At 37.4% G+C, this 22456-nt stretch carries 20 protein-coding genes; 12 read left to right on the top strand and 8 right to left on the bottom strand.

What is annotated here, in order from left to right:
• Positions 1-29: 29 nt before the first annotated feature.
• Entirely contained in the window at positions 30-1451 is a 1422-nt protein-coding gene (gene murC, locus AA637_RS09660) for a UDP-N-acetylmuramate--L-alanine ligase (protein ID WP_446682590.1), read from the bottom strand.
• A 273-nt stretch (positions 1452-1724) separates the two neighbouring features.
• Here murC and AA637_RS09655 point away from each other — a divergent pair, with 273 nt between their 5' ends.
• The 4 genes from AA637_RS09655 to AA637_RS09640 all read left to right on the top strand — a co-directional run bounded on the left by AA637_RS09655 (position 1725) and on the right by AA637_RS09640 (position 6254).
• Positions 1725-2393, top strand: a complete 669-nt coding sequence (locus tag AA637_RS09655; protein ID WP_446682589.1) for a tetratricopeptide repeat protein — start codon at positions 1725-1727, stop codon at positions 2391-2393.
• Between the two features lie 79 nt (positions 2394-2472).
• Positions 2473-4158 carry a dihydroxy-acid dehydratase gene (gene ilvD, locus AA637_RS09650; RefSeq protein WP_446682588.1) on the top strand — a complete coding sequence of 562 codons (1686 nt, stop codon included), beginning with the start codon at positions 2473-2475 and terminating at the stop codon, positions 4156-4158.
• Positions 4159-4642: 484 nt separating this feature from the next.
• Entirely contained in the window at positions 4643-5788 is a 1146-nt protein-coding gene (locus AA637_RS09645; protein WP_446682587.1) for a sensor histidine kinase, read from the top strand.
• 16 nt (positions 5789-5804) lie between these two features.
• On the top strand, positions 5805-6254 hold the full coding sequence (locus AA637_RS09640; RefSeq protein WP_446682586.1) for a response regulator: 450 nt from the start codon (positions 5805-5807) through the stop codon (positions 6252-6254).
• 290 nt (positions 6255-6544) lie between these two features.
• Here the strand turns inward: AA637_RS09640 and AA637_RS09635 are convergent, their stop codons facing one another.
• The 3 genes from AA637_RS09635 to AA637_RS09625 all read right to left on the bottom strand — a co-directional run bounded on the left by AA637_RS09635 (position 6545) and on the right by AA637_RS09625 (position 10107).
• The gene (locus AA637_RS09635; RefSeq protein ID WP_446684565.1) at positions 6545-7975 is read right to left on the bottom strand and encodes an ammonium transporter; all 1431 of its coding nucleotides are present in this window, start codon (positions 7973-7975) and stop codon (positions 6545-6547) included.
• Positions 7976-8122: 147 nt separating this feature from the next.
• Entirely contained in the window at positions 8123-9463 is a 1341-nt protein-coding gene (locus AA637_RS09630) for a hypothetical protein (protein ID WP_446682585.1), read from the bottom strand.
• A gap of 320 nt (positions 9464-9783) precedes the next feature.
• Positions 9784-10107, bottom strand: coding sequence for a hypothetical protein (locus AA637_RS09625; RefSeq protein WP_446682584.1), 324 nt, complete (start codon positions 10105-10107; stop codon positions 9784-9786).
• A gap of 273 nt (positions 10108-10380) precedes the next feature.
• Between AA637_RS09625 and AA637_RS09620 the strand changes: the two genes are divergently transcribed.
• Together AA637_RS09620 and AA637_RS09615 are read left to right on the top strand one after the other, a co-directional pair.
• Positions 10381-10719: an STAS domain-containing protein gene (locus AA637_RS09620; protein ID WP_069789603.1), complete on the top strand. Its 339-nt coding sequence runs from the start codon at positions 10381-10383 to the stop codon at positions 10717-10719.
• 22 nt (positions 10720-10741) lie between these two features.
• Positions 10742-11215 (top strand): Mini-ribonuclease 3, encoded by a 474-nt coding sequence (locus AA637_RS09615; RefSeq protein ID WP_446682583.1) that lies wholly within the window; start codon positions 10742-10744, stop codon positions 11213-11215.
• Positions 11216-11263: 48 nt separating this feature from the next.
• Here the strand turns inward: AA637_RS09615 and AA637_RS09610 are convergent, their stop codons facing one another.
• Positions 11264-11602, bottom strand: coding sequence for a P-II family nitrogen regulator (locus tag AA637_RS09610; protein ID WP_069789602.1), 339 nt, complete (start codon positions 11600-11602; stop codon positions 11264-11266).
• A gap of 270 nt (positions 11603-11872) precedes the next feature.
• Here AA637_RS09610 and glgA point away from each other — a divergent pair, with 270 nt between their 5' ends.
• The 3 genes from glgA (at position 11873) to AA637_RS09595 (ending at position 14900) form a co-directional block, all read left to right on the top strand.
• Positions 11873-13348, top strand: a complete 1476-nt coding sequence (glgA, locus tag AA637_RS09605) for a glycogen synthase GlgA (protein WP_446682582.1) — start codon at positions 11873-11875, stop codon at positions 13346-13348.
• Between the two features lie 267 nt (positions 13349-13615).
• The gene (locus tag AA637_RS09600) at positions 13616-13876 is read left to right on the top strand and encodes a hypothetical protein (protein ID WP_069789600.1); all 261 of its coding nucleotides are present in this window, start codon (positions 13616-13618) and stop codon (positions 13874-13876) included.
• 319 nt (positions 13877-14195) lie between these two features.
• Entirely contained in the window at positions 14196-14900 is a 705-nt protein-coding gene (locus AA637_RS09595; RefSeq protein WP_446682581.1) for a pirin family protein, read from the top strand.
• Here the strand turns inward: AA637_RS09595 and rsmD are convergent.
• The 3 genes from rsmD to gloB all read right to left on the bottom strand — a co-directional run bounded on the left by rsmD (position 14897) and on the right by gloB (position 17882).
• Positions 14897-15436: a 16S rRNA (guanine(966)-N(2))-methyltransferase RsmD gene (rsmD, locus tag AA637_RS09590; RefSeq protein ID WP_446682580.1), complete on the bottom strand. Its 540-nt coding sequence runs from the start codon at positions 15434-15436 to the stop codon at positions 14897-14899. The two genes, AA637_RS09595 and rsmD, sit on opposite strands and share 4 nt — an antisense overlap.
• 64 nt (positions 15437-15500) lie before the next feature.
• Positions 15501-16949 (bottom strand): LCP family protein, encoded by a 1449-nt coding sequence (locus AA637_RS09585; protein ID WP_446682579.1) that lies wholly within the window; start codon positions 16947-16949, stop codon positions 15501-15503.
• Positions 16950-17108: 159 nt separating this feature from the next.
• The gene (gene gloB / locus AA637_RS09580; RefSeq protein WP_446682578.1) at positions 17109-17882 is read right to left on the bottom strand and encodes a hydroxyacylglutathione hydrolase; all 774 of its coding nucleotides are present in this window, start codon (positions 17880-17882) and stop codon (positions 17109-17111) included.
• A 101-nt stretch (positions 17883-17983) separates the two neighbouring features.
• Between gloB and AA637_RS09575 the strand changes: the two genes are divergently transcribed.
• From AA637_RS09575 to hemL, 3 genes are all read left to right on the top strand, one after another.
• A complete protein-coding gene (locus AA637_RS09575; RefSeq protein WP_446682577.1) occupies positions 17984-19180 on the top strand; it encodes a glycosyltransferase family 4 protein in 1197 nt (398 codons plus the stop codon).
• A 41-nt stretch (positions 19181-19221) separates the two neighbouring features.
• A complete protein-coding gene (locus AA637_RS09570) occupies positions 19222-21069 on the top strand; it encodes an ABC transporter ATP-binding protein (protein WP_446682576.1) in 1848 nt (615 codons plus the stop codon).
• Between the two features lie 85 nt (positions 21070-21154).
• Positions 21155-22456, top strand: coding sequence for a glutamate-1-semialdehyde 2,1-aminomutase (hemL, locus tag AA637_RS09565; RefSeq protein WP_446682575.1), 1302 nt, complete (start codon positions 21155-21157; stop codon positions 22454-22456).

Here is a 22456-nt window from a genome sequence, read left to right as displayed (position 1 = left end):
ATAAAAGCCCCATAAGGGCAAGGAAAGAGTTAGGCCACCAATAATGATTCTTCCTCAACGGGTAAGAGTTGAGGTATTACTTGGTTAAGGTTTCCTGCCCCTAGGAATAAGGTTAAATCTTGGGGTTGAAGAAAATCTGTCAGAAAATCTTTCAAAGAAGACAATTCGGGATGATACAACACTTTATTATGGTATTTTTCCATGGTTTGTGCCAGTGTCTGTCCAGTAATGCCTGTTTCATTTTTCTCCCCCGCACTGTAAACATCTGTCAAGATGACTACATCTGCAGACTTAAAACATTGGGCAAAGTCATCTAAAAATGTCTCGGTGCGACTATAACGATGGGGCTGAAAAATAGCCACCACACGACTGGCATCATATTGAGGTAGTCTGGTACGGGCCGCCTCAAGGGTACAACGGATTTCGCTAGGGTGGTGGGCATAGTCATCGATGAGGGTAGCCCCCTGAAATTTTCCCCTATACTCAAAGCGTCTTTTTGCCCCGTCAAAACTGGATAGGGCTTCGGCAATGGTAGCAAAATCAACTCCTAGTTTACGTCCAATGGCGATCGCACTTAGGGCATTACTAATATTGTGATTTCCCGATAATAGCAAAGATACATCCCCTAATAATTCCCCATTTTCCCATACTTGAGCCTGAGAACCTTCGGGCTTATGAACAATATTAGTGGCGATATAATTTGCGCCAGAGTCTGGATTAATGCTATAGGTAATGTCAGCTTTAATATTCTCCTTCACCACAGGACAATCAATACAAGCGATGGTTATATCTGACTGAGAACTAAATTGATTAAAAATATCTACTAACTGACTTAAATCTTTGTAATGATCAGGATGATCCAATTCAATATTAGTAATGATACCCATAGCGGGAGAATGTTTGACCAAAGAGCCATCAGACTCATCAGCTTCCGCCACCAATAAATCACTATCCCCTAACCTCGCATTACCTCCCCAAGCGCTCACTTCACCGCCCACAATGACCGTAGGATCTAATTTACACTTAAGTAACATATAACCAATCATACTACTGGTGGTAGTTTTTCCGTGGGTTCCAGCCACTGCAATGCTGTGATAATCTTTGATGAGGGCGGCTAATAAATCAGAGCGATGAAACACAGGGTAGCCTTTTTCTATTACCCCTTGATATTCTGAATTATTCTCATTTATGGCAGTAGAACATACTACCTGAAGATTTTTGTGTGCTTTTGCTCCATGAAGATGGTACAATTGATCTAGGTTACTGGCTTCTTGGGTGAAGAAAACCTTTGCTCCCATGGACTGTAAACGCTCAGTAATATGAGTAGATTTGAGATCTGAGCCTGAAATCGGAATACCTCTTTTTGCCAACACATGGGCGAGGGCAGACATACCGATACCACCAACGCCGATAAAATGAAATGGTTTGCCGTTTAGATCTATGGTATTCACTTTTTCGCTCTCCTCAACACTACACTAGTTGATATTAATAATTTTGCTTATAATGATATACTGATTTATGTAAATCTTCTCAATATTTTTATCGGTATCATTAATTAAATTGTTAAAAAAGACTCTTTAACGGTTAGATTGTATTTTTTACCTTATTTTTAACTCTTTTCAAAAAAGTAGAGTGCGATCGTCAAAAGTGTTTTTTATAGTAAATATTTACCCCTTAAAAAGTAAAAAAAGATAAAGCTAAAGCCTTATAAAATAGGTACTTGAATGAATAACAACTATGAATTAGAAAAGGAATTAATTCGCCAGAATAAAAAATTACGTATTCACCCCTTCGATGCTCGTAATTATATTCACCGTGGTATGACCTATTTTAAACTAGGTAGGATGGTGGAATCTCTTAGAGACTACAACAAGGCCGAAGAATTAAACCCTCAACTAACCCCCTATCTCTGGCAAAGGGGTTTATCTTATTATTATTTAGGTAAATATGCCCAAGGGGCAAGACAGTTTGAAATAGACTTAAGCGTTAACTCTCAGGATGTAGAAGAAACTATTTGGCACTTTCTTTGTATTGCCCAATTAGAAGGAATAAAAGAAGCTCAACAATGTCTTTTACCAGTAAAATATGATCCTCGCCCCGTGATGAGAAAAATATATCAGGTGTTTGCTGGTCATTATTCCCCCGAAAATTTGTTACTCTCGGAAAAAACAAATACCTTGCGGGATAATCTTTATACTCATCTATATCTAGGGTTGTTTTATGAAGCCCATCGGGGGGAAATTCCTATCCTCGAAGTAGGGAAAACTATTGCTAGTAACATAGAAAAATCTCGTTTTCATATCAACGAAGCGATAAAATGTGAAATTGATGATTATATGTGGTATTTGGCTAAAATTCATCAACGGTTAAGACAGACAAGAGTAGAGTCTTGAAAGATATTGCCGCTAAAATAGCGACTGTATTTCAGAACATGAGAAAATAATAGTATTCAATCTAACATTTTTAGAGATAATGACAGAGAATCTTAAAAGTCAATCGATTACGAAGGGAGTACAAAGGGCGCCTAATAGAGCGATGCTCAGGGCGGTAGGATTTGGTGATAATGATTTTACTAAGCCTATTGTGGGGGTTGCTAATGGTTATAGCACTATTACCCCTTGTAATATGGGTTTAAATGATCTTGCCATAGAGGCTCAAAAGAGTATCAAGGAGGCGGGAGGAATGCCTCAGATGTTTGGTACCATTACCATTAGTGATGGTATTTCTATGGGTACTGAGGGGATGAAATATTCTCTTGTGTCTAGGGATGTGATTGCGGATTCTATCGAGACGGTATGCAAAGGACAAAGTCTGGATGGGGTAATTGCCATCGGTGGTTGTGATAAAAATATGCCTGGGGCGATGATTGCCATGGCAAGAATGAATATTCCTGCTATCTTTGTCTATGGTGGTACTATTAAACCTGGTCGTCTCAATGGGGAAGATTTAACGGTAGTTAGTGCTTTTGAGGCGGTAGGGCAGTATAGCGCTGGAAAAATAGATGAAGCCCAGTTGACAGCGGTGGAAAAAAATGCTTGTCCGGGTGCTGGCTCTTGTGGTGGTATGTTTACGGCTAATACCATGTCTTCTGCTTTTGAGGCCATGGGCATGAGTTTGCCTTATTCTTCTACCATGGCGGCGGAAGATTATGAGAAGGTGGAAAGTACCCAGAAATCTGGGGAGGCTTTGGTTAATGCTATCCGTAAGCAAATTTTACCGAAGGATTTACTCACCCGTAAGGCTTTTGAAAATGCGATCGCCGTTATTATGGCGGTGGGGGGATCTACTAATTCTGTACTACATTTATTGGCGATCGCCAATACCATCGGCGTAGAATTAACCCTCGATGACTTTGAAACCATCCGTCAAAAAGTACCCGTCATTTGTGATTTAAAACCATCAGGACGCTATGTCACTGTGGATTTACACAAAGCAGGGGGAATCCCTCAAGTAATGAAAATGTTACTAGCTAATGGCCTACTCCATGGGGATGCTCTCACCATCAGCGGACAAACCATCGCTGAAGTTTTGGCAGACATTCCCGACACCCCCCCCACCAATCAAGAGGTTATCCGCCAATGGGATAACCCCCTCTACAAAGAAGGACACCTTGCTATCCTTAAAGGAAACCTTGCCTATGAAGGCTCTGTGGCCAAAATTAGCGGTGTTAAAAACCCCGTTATTACTGGTCCTGCTAGGGTATTTGAATCCGAAGAAGAATGTCTTGATGCCATCCTCGCAGGAAAAATTGTTGCTGGAGATGTAATAATTGTTCGTAATGAAGGCCCTGTGGGCGGCCCTGGTATGCGAGAAATGTTAGCTCCCACTTCCGCCATTATCGGTGCTGGATTAGGCGACAAAGTCGGCTTAATCACCGATGGACGTTTTTCTGGTGGTACTTATGGTTTAGTCGTAGGACACGTTGCCCCTGAAGCTGCCGTGGGTGGAAATATTGCCCTCGTGAAGGAAGGAGACAGCATCACCATCGATGCCAAACAAAAACTATTACAAATAAACGTCCCCGAAGAAGAATTAAATAGTCGCCGTCAGCATTGGCAACCCCCCGAACCTCGTTACCGTAGAGGTATCCTTGGGAAATACGCCAAATTAGTATCTTCTAGTAGTCTTGGCGCTGTTACTGATTTAGAGAGCAAATAAGGAGGAGATGCTGAAAAAGTAGAGTTTTGGCACAATGGGATGATCAAAATTTAATAATAATTCACTTCTTTCTGCCTTTTCTCTCTTTACGAATTCAGCGCTCCCTAACCATTATTTTTATATTTTGATTTTTTACCTCACTTAGTGGTGAGGTTTTTTTTTACAAAAATTTGCGATATTACCCCATAAATATACTGATAAGGTTATTACGTATTTTTGCTCAAGCAAATTAATAATTATTTTCGCTATAGTTTAGTAAAACTAAGGTTTAGTGACCAAAACCTGTTAACAAAACTTTAATAAAATTTTAAAAAACTCTTTTTTTATAGTTACAAATACTGATTTATATTTTGTATCTTTAGAGCTATTTTATTTATTTCGATTCTTGTACTATTAAATGACGATATTATATTCCTCTCCCTAGATCATCTAACGAAAATAGACTATGACCACTCCTTAACTATTTATTACTATGCAAAGTCTTATGGAAAAAATATTTTCTGGTAATGGTTATGTCCCCCATGGACACTGTTATTTGTGGCAACCAGAATTAGTCTCTTTTCATGTTATGGCAGATCTTCTCATTGCGATCGCCTATTTTTCTATACCTATTACACTACTTTATTTTGTTCAAAAAAGAGAAGATGTACCCTTTTCAAGAATATTTATCTTATTTAGTTTGTTTATTGTTAGTTGCGGTATTACCCATCTAGTGGCTATTGTTACTCTTTGGTATCCTTTGTACTGGTTATCGGGAATTATCAAAATTTTCTGCGCCATAATATCTTTACTTACTGCCTTTGAACTATCTTCTGTCATCCCCCTTGCCCTTGCCCTTCCTAGTCCAGAGAAATTAAATAAAATCAATATCCAACTAGAAAATGAGATTAAAGAGCGTAAAAAAATAGAAGCGAAACTCATTACCTCCAATCGAGATTTAAAACGCTCTAATGAAGAATTAGAACAATTTGCCTATGTGGCATCCCATGATTTGCAAGAGCCTTTAAGAACTATTACCAGTTTTGCAGAAATTTTAATAGAGGAATATTCTGCTCAATTTGAGGAGACGGCAAGGGAATATTTGACCTACATTGCCTCATCATCTCAGAAAATGAAGATTTTAATTAAAGACCTTTTAAGGTTATCAAAAGTTAGTCAACAACGCAGACAATTTACTATAGTAGATCTTAACGAAATAGTTCAAGAAAGTATCGATTTAGTAATTCCATCCTATCAAGATATTAACATACAATTAGATGTGCAAATATTGCCAGAAATTAAGGGCGATCGAGTTCAATTAATCCACCTATGGTTAAATTTAATTAGTAACGCTCTTAAGTTTAATAATAATGAACAAATAGAAATTAAAATAGGAGTTGAAAATCAAGAGAGTAATTGGTTATTTTACATAAAAGACAATGGTATTGGTATTAGTTTAGAGTATCAAGAAAAGATTTTTACCATCTTCCAAAGATTACATTGTCAGGATGAATATGAAGGTACTGGAATTGGTTTAGCTTTATGTCAAAAAATAATTTCTCGTCATGGTGGTAAAATATGGGTAAAATCTGAATTGGATAAAGGATCTACTTTTTATTTTACTATGCCCAAAAATCTTATCTCAAGTTAGGACAATTATATAATCCATGAAATTATTTGACGAAGCAATTAATATTTTATTGGTGGAAGATTCTCACACGGATGTTATTTTGATGAGAAAGATGTTATCCATGGCTAAGACGCCCAATAATCTTTATGTGGTTAAGGATGGCATAGAGGCGATCGCATTTTTACGGAAAGAAGAGGGTTACGAAGATGTACCACGATCAAACTTAATTTTGTTAGATCTCAATTTACCGAGGAAAAACGGAAAAGAAGTTTTAGCAGAAGTGAAAGCTGATGATAATTTGAAAACTATTCCTATAATTATTCTTAGCACATCTGATGATGAAAGGGATATTTTAGATTGCTATCAAGGACAGGCAAATTGTTATTTAACTAAGCCTATTAGTATGAAAGATTTTAAACAACAAGTAGAATTAATTGAAAATTTTTGGTTTAATTTAGTTCAATATCCCCAAGGCAATGAAGACTAGATAAGGTGAGCTGAATAAATCATAACCCTGCAAAACAGAACTGTTACCAATAACGGTAACTCAGGTAAAGAGTGATTGACTCAAAATAAATACTTTCGTATTAGCCTTAAAAATATAAAAATTGTGAATCGCCACTAAACACCCGAAGCCTAACCCAAACCTAAAGAATTTTTCACCATCCCCTAGATATACTTTTCTATTTCTACCCCAAGTAAGAATTGTCAGGAAGGGCAAAATTGATTTGCCCCCACGAAAAGAACCCTTCATCAAAAGAAAGGTAAAAAAATCATTTAAATCTCATTAACATCTTCCGAAAAACCATTGTAGGCTTCCATACCATGCTCTCCAATATCCAAACCAAAGTATTCTTCTTCTTCAGACACTCTCAACCCTAATAAAGCCTTGAGGATAGACCAAATAATAAAACTATATATCACCATAAACGCTCCCACCGCAAGGACTCCCAACAGTTGAACCCCTAATAGAGATATGCTACCAGTGGTAAATAAACCTTTGATATTAGGGTCTCCTGAAACAATAGGACTGGCAAACAAACCCACCGCAATAGTACCCCAAATACCATTAACTAGGTGAACAGAAACTGCCCCCACGGGGTCGTCAATTTTAATGCTATCTAAGTAATAAACAAATACGACAACCAACGCTCCGCCAATGATACCGATAATGATAGCGTCACCATAACTGACAAAAGCACAACCTGCAGTGATGGCTACTAGTCCAGATAAAACTCCATTAATGATGAGAGATAAGTCTGGTTTTCCTGCTAATACCCAACTGATAATGGTGGCCGAAATAGCTCCAGAGGCTGCCGCAAGATTGGTGGTAAGGGCGATATAACTAATATCTTGGGATAGTTCTAGGGTTGAACCGGCATTAAAACCAAACCAACCAATCCAGAGGATGAAACAACCTAGGGTTGCCAAACTTAAATTATGACCTGGTAGTGGCATAATTCCGCCCGATGGTTTGTATTTTCCTTTTCTTGCTCCCAATAAAATTGAACCTGTTAAGGCTCCCCATCCCCCCACAGAGTGGACTACGGTAGAGCCAGCAAAGTCTTGGAATCCTAGTTTGGATAACCATCCACCTCCCCAAATCCAGTTTCCCACAAGGGGATAGGCGATCGCCACTAAAAACACACTGAATAAAATAAAATCAATAAACTTAATTCTTTCGGCTACCGCCCCAGAAACAATGGTGGCAGCGGTTCCAGCAAAGGCCACTTGAAACAAAAACTTGGCTGCTAAAGGTATATTTACCGAACCCAAAGAGCTATAAACCCCTATGTAATCCCCACTAATGGTAGGGCTATTGTCCGCCCCAGACAGAAAAAATCCACTAAAACCAAAAAAGTCTGTACCATCCCCAAACATGAGAGCAAAGCCCACAGCCCAATAAGCAATGGTAGAAATAGCAAATACGATCAAGTTTTTAGAGAGCATATTTACGGCATTTTTTCGCCGACATAAACCAGTTTCTAACATGGCAAAACCGGCATTCATAAAAATTACTAAAATTGAAGCGAATACAACCCAAAAGGTATCTAAACCTACTTTTAACTCTTTACTTGCATCCGTTAATTCTGCAAGGGTTTCTTGGGCGGAAACGGAGGTAACACAGGAAAGCAACAAAAATACACTTAATACTATACATCCTTGCCAACTGGGAGAGAAATTTATTTTTTGCGCAATTCTTTTTATTTTCTTTTTTGTTGTCTGAAGTCTGAACATTCTATTTTTATTTCTCAAATAACTTAAATATTCTATGCTTTAAGGCAAGTAATTATAGCATCATCCACTACAAAACATGAATTGTAATAATGTTATTTTGTTCAGTTTTCTTATTCTTTAATCATATCTAACTATGAGCTTTTGTTGTGGGTTATAAACCTCCAAGGGCATTTCATATTTAGAACTAAGATAACGATAGTTTTTTTCTACTTGATTAATATGATTAATTAAAACATCCGTTTCGTTGTTTACTCCATTGGTTGATTGTTCCGCAATTCTGGCGATGTTTCTGAGATAATCACTGGTTAAAGTAACTTTGATGCGGTTGGTTTCTACTGAGTAGTCACAAATTTTGCCACTACCCTCACATATTTTTGCCAATTCTTCTCTGGCATTATTTCTATTTATGGCCTGTTTCAATTCTTCTTGGGCTTGGGATAAATTTTCAGGGGCGCTTTGTTTTAGGCTTTCGAGTTGTGGTTGTTTTAATGTGTCCTCTGGAAATTGGGAAATCAGGTTATTAATTTCTTGCCAATAGTTAACAGCGTTTGTCCATTGGTTGTTGGTTTGGGCGTTTTGGGCTTGGATAATTTTATTTTGTATTTGCCCATAAAGATTATTGGCGATTTCTTCTTGTCTAATGGTGGCTCTTATTTGGGTTAAATATTGGTTATATTCTTCGAGGAGGTTTTCTTTTTCTGTTTCGGCGGTGGTGAGTAGGGGAATTTCTCTTACTTTTTCGATCGCCTTTTGCCAATTACTTTCAACGATTTTTAGTTCTTCTAAGGAGGATATATTATTATTTAATTCCTCATTTTGTTGAGCAATTTGTTTTACTTCTGATAGTAATTGATCTCCCATTTGTTCCTGCTCAAAACTATCTTTCGCTACGACTAAATTATCATTATATTCTTCTAATTTATTCTCTATCCATGGTGTTAAAAATGGATTATTAATAGATTCAATAAGGGCGATCGCCTCTATCCAAAAATTTTCCACCCTTGTCCATTCATCCATAGATAAAGGTAATTCTGCACTCATATTTTGAGCATTTTCTCTTAACTGTAAAGACTGTAAAATTGTCTCTAAATCATCAATTATAAGTTGATTTTCAATAATTAAAGTTTGGGCTTGATCATAACTTTTTGACCATGATGGAATATTACCTAATCTTAAATTGACAGCAATCAAATTTAGCTGTAATTCTTCCAACTCAATCTTACTCATATCCTCATTGATACTGAGCAAGGAATTATCAACACTTTCTTGAGCTTCAGGAATTAAAGAACATTCCCCCACGGCACAAGGACGGGTAAAATAAAAAGCTAATCCTCCCCCTATCGTGAAAATTATCCCAATGATTAAAGAGATAATACCCACGGAAAAATTATTAGATTTATATTCTCCTGCGGTAGCTTCTGATTCAAGGGATATATCTTTATCTGATAGGTTATCCATAACAAACTAATGAATAATTAATAATGAACAGTTAATTGTATTAATATTTTACTGACTATAACTAGATATGGCAGACCTAAATCATTGTTTGAAAAACAAATTATTAGAAAAACATCAAATATATTTCTTTTTCTATCTTTTTTAAGAAAATAATTCTCTCAATTTTTATATAATTATCATGTATAATTTTCAAAAATATTGTGTCTAATTTCTTCGGTTAAACTTTCCCTTTATTGAAGTATTATGGAAGACTTATATTTTTATAGATTATATTATATTGTGACATTGCTGTTTAATAATTTTGCAAAAAAATACTTCTTTTATAAAGGATTAAAAGTTCTAAATATTTTTAGTAATTGTAATAAAAAAACAGTGTGCCTTACATCTTCACTCAGAGCAGGAGAATATTTTGATTCCCTTAAAGATTGTTGTAATTGGGCGTATTCCTGAGCCGAAAGGGGTTGATTATCTAAAGGCGATCGCCCTTCCACAATAATTTCCGTGCGCAATACCTCCTCTGGAATCTCCTCTGGGGGCGGTAAAGCCTTCACCCCTTGCCATGAAAACCCTAACCATAACATTAGCAAACTAGAAAAAAAAGTCAGTCTGTGACGAAAAGCAACCAAGGAAAAATTAATTATCATAAATACTAATGTAACACCCCCCACAAAAACAAAAAAATAATTAACCCATTCATTTTACCTTGACTTTACAAACAAAACTCCAGAACATACTTGCATCTTAGCCAGATTTAAAAAAAATTCCCCAGAGAAAACTGAGAAAATGACCAAAAAGATGAGAGTTAAGGAGTAAAAATGTGATTAACTAGATATTTAGTTATATAATCTATAACTATCAATATCTTGAGCTACATAAAAAGCAAGGAGGTAGCTATTTCCGAACAACTAAACTTGACAGTGAGTCTTAGAGGGACTCGTGAAGTCAAAAAAAATTGCCAAATTTTTCACCTACTAGGTCAGTTAGATGCTTTTTCTGAGCCCACATTTCAGAAAGTTATCCTGAGTTATGTAAAAGAAGGAGCTAGTCAAATTATTCTCGATTTATCTCAAATCGACTTTATTGATAGTTCTGGTTTAGGAGCATTAGTTCGCATCGTAAAGGCGATCGAACCCATCAAAGGAAAAATGCAAATTGTTACTAATCCGAGGGTTACTCAAACCGTTAAGATGGTGCGATTAGAAAAATTCCTTAATCTAAGAAATTCTCTCGATGAAGCCTTAGCGGACATATCATAATCAAAAAAATAACGGTGTTATTGTGACCCAGAACGACATTGATTTACGACCGCCACCTAAGTCCCCCTCGAGAGAAAATGATGACCATGAGGTAGTCAATGTGAGAGAAGAAAACCCTCTTGCAACAATACCTCCATCATCTCTCAAACAAATTTCCCCCATATCCCTTGCCTACATCGGTGACGCTATCTATGAACTCCACGTTAGGACTCATTACCTAGTACCCTGCCTAAAAATAGCAGACCATCACCACAAAGTAGTCCACCAAGTAAGAGCCGAAAGTCAAGCAAAACACCTACAAAGTATTTACCCATTATTAGATGAAGAAGAAAGAATATGGGTAAAAAGAGGAAGAAACTCCGTCAAAAAATCTCCCCGCAAACTTGCCCCCGGAATATATCAACAAGCCACAGGGTTTGAAACTCTCCTAGGATATTTATACATAAATAAACCATCTCGTCTTGGCTACATATTGAGTCAGATAAAATTCCGTTAAACAAAAAAAAGAGGTGGGCATTGCCCACCATGAGAAATAACTGTAAACTTAGATAGCCTCTAAATTTTTCTCCCCAGTTCTAATACGAATGGTTTGATCCACAGGAGAGATAAAGATTTTACCATCTCCGATTTCTCCAGTACGAGATGCCTGAACAACCTTCTCCACCACCATATCAACTTGATCATCATCCACAACAATCTCAATTTTGAGCTTCTGTAAAAACTCTACAGTGTACTCAGAACCACGATAACGTTCAGTTTGTCCCTTTTGACGACCAAAACCACGAACCTCCGAAACCGTCATGCCAACAATACCAGCATTAACAAGGGCAATTTTGACCTCATCTAGCTTAAATGGGCGAATAATAGCTTCAATTTTTTTCAACTTAATAACTCCTCTTCAAAATTATTTACTTATATAGCTTAATCTATAGCTTATACAATTTTCCTGTTATTTTCTAACACTCTTATCCTATGGTTTTTTGTCAAATACACTACATTTCTCTGATTATTAAAAACCAAAGCATATTATGACCTTATTCGCTGAACCTAAAATGCGATCGCCCTTTAACCAGATTTACAAAAACCCGAAGATTTGATATAACTTAAGAAATTTAAACGGAAAATAGCAAAAACTAAGGGGAAAAAGCTCTCTATGTATATTGTTCATATTGCTTCAGAGTGCGCACCTGTCATCAAAGCAGGAGGGTTAGGAGACGTTATCTATGGTTTAAGCCGAGAAGTAGAAAACAGAGGTAACACCGTAGAAATTATCCTGCCTATGTATGATTGTATGCGTTATGATCATATCTGGGGACTCCATGATGCCTACAAAGATTTATATGTCCCTTGGTACGATGGCACCGTTCATTGTTCCGTATATTGTGGATGGGTTCATGGGCGCCTTTGTTTTTTCATCAAACCCTATTCCCAAGATCAATTCTTTGATCGAGGTTGTTATTATGGTTGTAACGACGACACCATGCGCTTTGCCTTTTTTAGTAAAGCAGCTTTAGAATTTTTATTTATCAGCAACAAACGCCCCGACATTATTCACTGCCATGATTGGCAAACAGCATTAGTACCAGTCATGTTGTACGAAATGTATAAATGGCATGGTATGGCAAATCAGAGAGTATGTTTTACCGTCCATAACTTTAAACACCAAGGTATCACAGGAACAGAAATTCTCGAAGCCACAGGTTTAAATAACGAAAAATATTATTATGATTACGATCGCCTCAGGGACAACTTTAACCCCTTTGCCCTCAACCTGATGAAAGGGGGCATAGTCTATTCTAACCACATCAACACCGTATCCCCTCACCACGCTTGGGAAGCCAGATACAGCGATGTCAGCTATGGCTTAGGGCATACCCTAGAACTACACCACTACAAATTTGATGGCATCCTCAACGGCATTGACTACAATATCTGGAATCCTGAAATAGATACCCTCATTCCCCACAAATACACCATCGATATATTTGAAGGAAAAGCTAAAAATAGGAAAGCCCTTCGAGAAAGACTACTACTGAGGAATGAACATAAGCCCATCGTTGCTTTTGTGGGTCGTTTAGACGGTCAAAAAGGGGTTGACCTAGTTCACCATAGTATTTACCACTCTATCCATAATAACGCCCAATTTGTTTTGCTAGGATCAGCCACCGAACCGAGTATTAATAATTGGTTTACCCACGAAAAAGGTTTTCTCAACGACAACCCAGACTGTCATTTAGAACTAGGATTTAACGAAGAATTAGCCCATCTTATCTATGCGGGGGCTGATATTATCGTTGTCCCTAGTGTTTACGAACCCTGTGGACTAACCCAGATGATTGGTCTAAAATATGGTACAATCCCCGTAGTTAGAGGAGTTGGGGGTTTAATGGATACAGTCTTTGATAAAGATTATGACCAGCACCATAGCCCAGATAAACGCAATGGATTTGTATTTTATGAAAATGACCATAACGCCCTAGAGTCGGGATTAGAAAGAGCCATTTCCCTGTGGCATCATTACCCCAAAGACTTTGAAATACTCCAAAAACAAGGTATGGAATATGACTACTCATGGAATAATCCTGGAAAACAATATGTAAGACTTTATGATTATCTACGTCATAAGTAGAATGCCATGGACAAAGGGATAATAGACTTCTTCCAAATAAAAGCTAAAAAGTCAGATAAATATAGATCGCAAAGATTTTTAGACAGAACACTTACAATGTTTCTCAAGTAATGTTTTCGAGCATTTTTATAAGCTATTTCACCATAAGTTTAATATCACTAATAAAAATTTAATACTGATAATATAAAAAGATCTCTTTACCTCAGATATAAGTAGAATATATTTTAGTGTTAGCATCCCAACTATTTATATATTTTTAAAAAAACTATGCCAGTAATCAATAAAAATCATCTCTCCCAGAAAGTTTTAAATAGTATTCCTCAAATATTAGACCCTACTATGTTAAGAGCCGCCAAAGAAATTTACGAAACATATTGCAAATTTCATGTAACTCTTGATTCTCAGCCTATTGGGGTTGCCATTGACAAAAAAACCTATCATGGGCAGTTAATTTTTAATAAGCAACCAATTTTATTACCGTGGGAAAATTTCATTCCTATTTATCAAATAATTTCAGAGCACCAATAAATTGTTATTAACTTATATTTATCTGTTATTTTGTCTAAAGTTAGCGTAATATTAAACAATAATTATTGTGGTTATCTACAGTATTTGAGTGGGAATTAACGAACAATACTTGTAACTTTGCTAGTGCTATACTTGATTTTATCCTGAGTAGTATTCATACTTCTATTCCCATTCCATTTGTGGAATCTTTAAAAGTATGGAGTCATGCCATATTTTTTATTATTAACATAACTCAGGATTACTCTTTTATCAATTATTAACAATTGCTAACGGAGATATTTATTCAAAATAAATCAGATTAACTTTAGGACAAAAAATAATGATTACAATACGCCCATCCGCTGAAAGAGGACACGTTAAGTTTGACTGGTTAAACACAAAACATACTTTTTCTTTCGGAAGTTATTATGATCCTAAATATACGGGATTTGGTGATCTTTTGGTTATTAATGAGGATAAAATTGCCCCTGGAAAAGGTTTTGGCACCCATGGACATCAAGACATGGAAATTGTTACCTATGTCATTGAGGGAGAATTAGAGCATAAAGACAGTATCGGTAACGGTGAAACTATTTCGAGGGGAGAAGTACAAAGGATGAGTGCGGGGACGGGTATTCGTCATAGTGAATTTAATCACTCTAGTCAAAAAGAAGTCCATTTATTACAAATTTGGATTGTACCTGCTCAAAAAAATTTAGAGCCTAGTTATGAACAAAAAATCTTTTCTGAGGAGGAAAAGAAAGGAAAATTATGTTTATTAGTTTCTCCAGAGGGGGAAAATAATTCTTTAAAAATTCATCAAAATGTCAATGTTTGGTCTGCTATTTTAGGAGAAAATGAAAAAATAGGTCATTCTTTGGCTAATAATGATTATGCTTGGATTCAACTGGTAAAAGGGGAATTAGAACTAAATAATCAGACCATTAATGCTGGTGATGGAGTTGCCATTAAAGAAGAAGATTTACTAACTATTAAGAGTAACCAAGAAGATAGCGAATTTTTGTTATTTCACTTTGTAAATTAAGACAATTTTCCATAGAAATTAACATCCGTGTTACCATAGGATTTCTCCTGTAATAGTTGCCATGTATCGGTCATTATTACGGGGGATTTTTTCTTGTCAAATTCTGTGGCTATTTCTCCTTGAGAAGATAATAAATTATAATCAAAAATAGCTTTTAAGGTAGGATTATAAAGGTTTAAATGATAGGGAGGATCGAGGTAAATAAGGTCAAACTGATGTCCTTGTAAACTTTTTAATCTTTTTAAAAGATCTCCTTTTAAAACTATAATTTCTTGATTTTCTTGGGCTATTTTTTGCCAGTTGTCTCTGATAATTTGACAGGCACGGGGAGATTTTTCGATCGCAACAGCTTTACTTGCTCCACGACAAAGGGCTTCGGCTCCCATAGTGCCATTTCCTGCACATAAATCGAGCCATCGAGAGCCATAAATTTTATGTTGCCAAATATTAAAAATGGCTTCCCTCACCTTGGAGGTAGTGGGGCGGGTATCTTGCCCCGAAAGAGTCTTAATTTCTCTGTTACCGTAAATACGCATGAATAATTGATGATTTATATGTAACCTTCTTCATTTTCTAGGTTAAAAGAAGAAAGTTTTTTTATTAATTATCAATGGTCGATGGCTCATTGTCCATAGTCCAGTCTCTACCTACCTGAATGGTGACATCGGTACCTAAAATCCCTGTGCTTTCTACTAATACTTCCCCTAAACCCAATGCTACTCTTACTCTTGCCGCCATGGAAGGATCTCCCCCTTGGGCGACAATCCTGGTTTTGGTAGTAGGCTCATTGTAGGGAATAGTGCTGATGAAAACTCGGTTGTAACCTGATTCTATTAGCTGATTGGCAACACTTTGGGCAATTTCTCTGTCACCATCACGGGTTTGTATGGCAACTCTCACACTGCTAGGGGCGATCCCGTAGGGATCCGCTTCGCGGCGCGCTTCTATACTATCACTATTGTCATTGGCATAAAAATAATCAGGTTGAACTCCAAAAATGTCCTGAGCAACCCTTGTAATACCCCTTTGACTAGGTAACCAATAACTGGGCTGTCCTTCTTCTGGCTGGTTAAAATCTCCTGGCAACATCACCATCTGAAAATCGGATCTGCTTTTCTGCCCCATGAAAGCTGCCATGGCAATTAATTCATTTGTACCTAGGTTAGTGTCGATATGGGAGCGAACAATACCTAAAATTTCAGGAATACGTAAGACTGTTTTAGGACTTAAAGCCTGTTCTGTTAAGGCTCTGATCAGAGCTTGTTGTCGTTGTACCCTACCCACATCCCCAAGGGCATCGTAACGGAATCGTAAAAGTTGTAATGCTTTTTGACCATCTAACTGTTGTTGTCCTTCTTCTAAGTCAATATAAAGGCGTTGACTATGATCCGTATATTTCATGTCTTTGGGAACATAGAAATCTACCCCCCCAAGGGCATCGATGAGTTTTTCAACTCCTTGGACATTGATGCGCACATAACGGTCAATTTCCACACCGTTAAGAAGATTACTAACGGATTCAGCGGCGAGGGATGCTCCTCCATAGGCGTTGGCATCGTTGATTTTGGTTATGCCAACGCCCTCCACACGGGTTCTGGTGTCACGGGGGATGGACAACACAACCACCTCATTTTTTCGGGGATCTAGTCTTAGTAACATCATGCTATCCGATCGCCCTTGGAAGGAGTTGACAAGGGGATGATAACCTAAATTGGTTTCTGGATAGTCGGGGATGTCGGTACTTAAAGATTTAATGCCTAATACAAGGATATTAATGGGTCTGCGCAGTTCAGGAACATTCAAGCTACTGTAACTTAAAGTTTCTTCTTGATTAAAAACTGCTTCTTCGTCCGGACTTAGGCGAACTTGATTGAGGGGAGTTTGAGTAAAAGAAAGGGCGAGTAAAGCACCTATGGCGGTGGACAAAGAGGCGATCGCACTTAAACCAAATCCCATTAAAAGCCAATTCACCCTAGCCCCCTTCTTGGGGGGTTGTACTTTTTTAGGTCCCCCTTTCTTGGGACGATAATTTACTTTACTTACAGACATTAAAACTCCCCACAAAAAATTTAAAAAATAACTTAGCCAAAGGACCCAACGATGTATTTTTATTTTGGTTAACGAATATGATCAATAAAAATTAATCACATAGTAAAAGATAACCTCTTAAATAATAGGCAATTAGACCACAAAATGAGTAGTAATTTCCTAAAAATTATCTTTCATACCCCGTAAACGACCGAATACCCGACTTGGTTCCTCAAAACCCATGGCAGATTTAATCTGATCACTATCCCAACGCATAAAAGGATTAGTCTTTTTTTCTAATCCAATAAGGGTAGGAATAGTGGGCTGATCATTTTCCCGTGCCATTGTAACCTCTTGGTAACGATTCATAAGGTCTAAATTGTTACCATCCACTGTAATAGCAAATTTTAAGTTACTCAAGGTGTATTCATGGGCGCACCATACCCTGGTGTTATCGGGCAAGGAGCGAAGCTTACTTAAGGAATTAACCATCTGGGCAGGAGTACCCTCAAACAAACGTCCACAGCCCCCAGCAAAGAGGGTATCTCCACAAAATAGCTCTCCCACCTCATTTTTATCGGTAGGGGCAAAATAGTAGGCAATGTGGGCTTTGGTGTGACCGGGTACAAAAAAGACATCTCCTTTTTTACCAGCAAATTCCACCTTATCTCCTTCCTTAAGGAAAAACTGTTGACGAGGAATCCTCCCCCGATCTTCTTCTCCACCATAAACAACAGCATCGGGAAATGCCTCTAATAACTCTTTGTTACCCCCCACATGGTCTAGGTGATGGTGAGTGTTAAAAATAGCCACTAACTTGGCTCCTAAGCTCTCCAAACAGTCTAAAACGGGGTGAGCCTCCGCTGGGTCTACCACTGCTGCTTGGTTTAAAGTGCGATCGTGTAAAACAAAGATATAATTGTCCGATAAAACGGGAATTCTAATAATATTCATAATAAAAAATTGACTAAAATCTATAGATAAAATAACATTACGAAATAAAACTTAACTTGCCATTATACTCGTGAACTCATTAACCCACTACTAAGATTGTTTTGAATACCAACAAACATCCCCTAAAAATATCCATAATAGTTAGTGATTTGTCCACCAGTGGCTCAGGCCGCTGGGGTGGTGCCGTACGCCCCTTTCTTTTGGGTAAAGCCCTACAAAGAATAGGACACCAGGTAAAAATATTTGGCTTAGGATTTGGATCACAAACCCCTAAATTTTCCACCGACATTCCCATAGTCTATGTACCCTGTGAATATCATTCAGGAATAATTAGTGCCAGTAAAGAATTACTAAATCAAATTGATGGAGATATTCTTTATGCCATTAAACCCAAAACCACCAGCTATGGTTTAGCTATTATCAAAAAACTAACTTCTGGTCGTCCTCTTATCTTAGACATAGATGACTGGGAAATGAGTTGGCATGGGGGAGATAATTGGAAATTTGGCTTTAAACCGATCAAATTTATCAAAGAAATAATCAAAGAAGATGGAGCCTTAAGGTATCCAGATCATCCCCTATATCTTCGTTGGCTCGAAAAATTCATCTCCTATGCCGATGCCGTCACCACCCACAATACATTTTTACAAAAAAAATTCGGTGGGACATATATACCCCAAGGAAAAGACCTAGAACTTTTTAATCCTGCTAAATTTGACCCCCTGACCTGTAAAACAAAATATGGACTAGAAAAATATCGAGTCTTGATGTTTCCTGGTGCTCCTCGCCCCTATAAAGGATTAGAAGACCTACTCGAAGCCATGGATTTATTACAGTGGGAAGATCTTAGATTAGTAATAGTTGGAGGTAGCCCCTATGACGATTACGATCAGTATTTACAGCAAAAATGGTCAAAATGGATTATTTCCATGGAACCCCAACCCTTTGAGCAAATGCCCGAAATTATATCCTGTGCGGACGTAATGGTAATTCCCCAAAGACAAACCCCCGAAACCATAGCCCAATTTCCCCTAAAGCTCACCGATGCTATGGCCATGGCAAAACCCATTTTAGCGACAAGGGTAGGTGATATTCCCGAAGTACTTCAAGAGACAGGTTATCTAGTTGAGCCTCAATCTCCTGAAGATTTAGCCCAAGGACTCAAAACCATTTTTAATGATTATGATACAGCTATAGAAATAGGATTGAGAGCAAGGGAGCGTTATTTTCGGTACTATAGCCTAGAACAAATGATGTTCATGCTCGATAAAATCATTACTTCTTTACCGATAAAATAATAATATTTTCTTTGTAAATCCACAGTATATTAATTATAAAAATGAATCAGAATAAATTATTACTGGAATATGCCCTCCGTTTTCGATGGTGGATTCTACTAAGTCTTTTTTTCGGTTTTTCAGGGGCTTTGTTTAATAGTATTGGCATAACCTTAATTATACCCATAGTTCTTGCTATTCTTGATCCTAGCTTATTAGATATTAGTAGTTTTCCCCCTATTCTTAGTAAACCGTTTTCTATTTTTGACAGTTTTTCAGGTAACTTGAAAATAGCATTAATGTTAGGAACTATTGTCTTTATTATTATATTGAAAAATGTTAATAATATGTTAAATAGTTTGTCTAGTTCGTGGCTAACTAAAAGATTGGCAAATAGTATTCGAGATGATTTATTCAAAATTGTCATGTCTGTGGATTTAGATTTTTTTCAAAGGACAAAAACAGGTACTTTAATGAGTTATTTAGAGACAGAATGCAGTAGAACGGCATCGTCTATTAATACGGCCATTGGAATGTTAAGTATTTCTTTTAATTTATTAACTTTTAGTGCCATACTAATGACTCTTTCTTGGCAATTGACTTTAATTACTGGCTTTTTGCTATTTCTTTTGAGTCGTAGTAATCAAGTTTTTGTGAAGAGGTCGAAGGCATTAGGTCGTGAACAAAGAAGAATTTCGAGGACATATACCCAAAAATTAGTAGAAACTTTGGGAGGCATTAGATTAGTCAAATCGGTTAGTCAGGAAGATAATGAATATCAAAATTTAGTTGATTTAATCCATGAGCGAGAAGAAGCTGCTTTAAAGGTTCAATATAACAGCGTTTTTATTCAACCTCTTAATGAAATTGGAGGTATATGTATTATTTTGGGGATTGTTATCATCGGAAAATTAATTTTTCAGGAAGATGCTAGCACTTTAGTTCCTCTTCTTTTAACTTATTTAATATTACTATTTAGGGCTGTGCCTTTGGTTGCCCAAATCGACAATAAAAGAAATGCTTTTGCCAATCAATCGAGTAGTGTGGAAGTTATCCATGCTTTTTTGGATAAGTCTGATAAGCCATTTTTACCCGAAGGAGATATAGAATTTTCTTCTTTGCAAAAGGGTTTTGAACTTAAGAATCTCAGTTTCCATTATCCAGGTCATGATACCCTCGTTTTGAAAGATATTAATTTAATGATTCCTCAAGGTAAGGTGACGGCTTTGGTGGGTTCTTCTGGTTCTGGAAAATCAACTTTAGGGGATCTATTTGTGAGATTTTATGATCCTTCTGAGGGTGAAATTTTGATTGATGGCATAGATTATCGGGAATATAATCTTAAGAGTGTGCGGGATAAAATGGCTATTGTAAGTCAGGATACTTTCTTGTTCAATAACACGGTCCGTTACAACGTCTGTTATGGTATGGATAATGTGAGTGAGAAAGATTTGATCAATGCCTTAAAACAGGCTAATGCCTATGATTTTGTGATGGATTTATCCGAGCAATTGGAAACGGAAATAGGCGATCGCGGCGTACTACTTTCAGGGGGACAAAAACAACGAATTGCGATCGCCCGAGCCTTATTAAGAGATCCTCAAATCCTACTCCTAGACGAGGCCACCAGTGCGCTCGACACTGTTTCCGAAAAAATAGTACAAGATGCCCTGAATAGATTATCAAAAAATAGAACTACCCTTGTTATTGCCCATAGACTGTCCACCATCCATGATGCTGATCAAATCGTCGCCTTGGAAAAAGGTACCATTAAAGAAGTTGGCAACCATCAAGAGTTAATAGCCAAAAAAGGATATTATGCCAAACTACACTCCTTACAATTTACTGGTATTTACGATAAACTCAACGAAAAATTAAAAGATGAAAATATAACTCATAACCCATGGTAAAGACAGATCCACAACTTAGAAGCCAATAGTTCGGTAAAATAGATTGATTATAAAAAATTAAAACAGAAAAGCCCAGGAGATAACATTGGTTACCACAACATCATTTATAACCACAAAATCAGAAGAAATCTTTGCTCAAGCTCAAAAACTGATGCCAGGGGGTGTAAACTCCCCAGTAAGAGCATTTAAATCCGTGGGTGGACAACCCATTGTATTCGATAGAGTAAACGGAGCTTATATTTGGGACGTAGATAATAATAAATATATTGATTATGTCGGCAGTTGGGGCCCTGCCATTTGTGGTCATGCCCATCCCGAAGTATTGAGCGCCCTCAAAGAAGTATTAGAAAAAGGCACCAGTTTTGGTGCCCCTTGTTTGCTCGAAAACGTCCTCGCTGAAATGGTTATCGAAGCCGTACCCAGCATTGAAATGGTGAGGTTTGTAAACTCTGGTACCGAAGCTTGTTTATCCGTATTACGCTTGATGCGCGCTTATACCAAGAGAAACAAAATTATTAAATTTGAAGGCTGTTATCATGGTCATGGAGATATGTTCCTAGTTCAAGCAGGTTCAGGGGTTGCTACCCTTGGTTTGCCTGATTCTCCGGGAGTTCCCAAAAGTGTTACTTCCGACACCCTCACAGCCCCCTATAATGACCTAGAAGCCGTTAAAAAACTATTTGAAGACAACAAAGGAGAAATTGCTGGGGTAATCCTTGAGGCGGTGGTAGGTAATGCTGGATTTGTACCCCCTGATGCTGGATTCCTCGAAGGGTTGAGAGTAATCACCGAAGAAAATGATGCTCTATTGGTATTCGATGAAGTCATGACAGGTTTCCGTATTGCCTATGGTGGAGTACAAGAAAAATTTGGCGTTACCCCTGATTTAACTACCCTTGGGAAGGTAATCGGTGGTGGTTTACCTGTGGGTGCCTATGGTGGTAAAAAAGAAATCATGTCCATGGTAGCCCCCGCAGGCCCTATGTATCAGGCTGGAACTTTATCTGGTAATCCTTTGGCTATGATGGCAGGGATTAAAACCCTCGAATTGTTACAAAAACCTGGTACCTATGAGTATTTAGAAAAAATCACCAATCAGTTAATTACTGGTTTGTTAGATGTCGCCCGTAAAGCAGGACATCAGGTAAATGGTGGTAATATTAGCGGTATGTTTGGGATGTTCTTTTCTGATACCCCTGTTCACAATTATAATGATGCTAAAAAGGCAGATACAGCTAAATTTGGACGTTTCCACCGAGGAATGCTCGAAAAAGGTGTTTATTTAGCTCCTTCTCAATTTGAAGCTGGTTTTACTTCTTTGGCTCACACGGAAGAAGACATTGAAGCCACTATCAAAGCGGCGGCAGAAGTATTAAAAGAAATTTAA

The sequence above is a fragment of the Cyanobacterium sp. HL-69 genome (assembly GCA_002813895.1).
Taxonomy (GTDB): Bacteria; Cyanobacteriota; Cyanobacteriia; order Cyanobacteriales; family Cyanobacteriaceae; genus Cyanobacterium.
Note: the sequence above shows the minus strand (reverse complement) of the source record. Positions and strands in the feature narration are given on the sequence as shown.

Coding starts and splice junctions, on each gene's coding strand:
- ilvD (WP_446682588.1), top strand. CDS start 2,473: ATGACAGAGAATCTTAAAAGTCAATCGATTACGAAGGGAGTACAAAGG.
- AA637_RS09645 (WP_446682587.1), top strand. CDS start 4,643: ATGGAAAAAATATTTTCTGGTAATGGTTATGTCCCCCATGGACACTGT.
- AA637_RS09655 (WP_446682589.1), top strand. CDS start 1,725: ATGAATAACAACTATGAATTAGAAAAGGAATTAATTCGCCAGAATAAA.
- rsmD (WP_446682580.1), bottom strand. CDS start 15,436: ATGCGTATTTACGGTAACAGAGAAATTAAGACTCTTTCGGGGCAAGAT.
- AA637_RS09585 (WP_446682579.1), bottom strand. CDS start 16,949: ATGTCTGTAAGTAAAGTAAATTATCGTCCCAAGAAAGGGGGACCTAAA.
- AA637_RS09595 (WP_446682581.1), top strand. CDS start 14,196: ATGATTACAATACGCCCATCCGCTGAAAGAGGACACGTTAAGTTTGAC.
- AA637_RS09570 (WP_446682576.1), top strand. CDS start 19,222: ATGAATCAGAATAAATTATTACTGGAATATGCCCTCCGTTTTCGATGG.
- glgA (WP_446682582.1), top strand. CDS start 11,873: ATGTATATTGTTCATATTGCTTCAGAGTGCGCACCTGTCATCAAAGCA.
- AA637_RS09640 (WP_446682586.1), top strand. CDS start 5,805: ATGAAATTATTTGACGAAGCAATTAATATTTTATTGGTGGAAGATTCT.
- AA637_RS09600 (WP_069789600.1), top strand. CDS start 13,616: ATGCCAGTAATCAATAAAAATCATCTCTCCCAGAAAGTTTTAAATAGT.
- AA637_RS09630 (WP_446682585.1), bottom strand. CDS start 9,463: ATGGATAACCTATCAGATAAAGATATATCCCTTGAATCAGAAGCTACC.
- AA637_RS09625 (WP_446682584.1), bottom strand. CDS start 10,107: ATGATAATTAATTTTTCCTTGGTTGCTTTTCGTCACAGACTGACTTTT.
- gloB (WP_446682578.1), bottom strand. CDS start 17,882: ATGAATATTATTAGAATTCCCGTTTTATCGGACAATTATATCTTTGTT.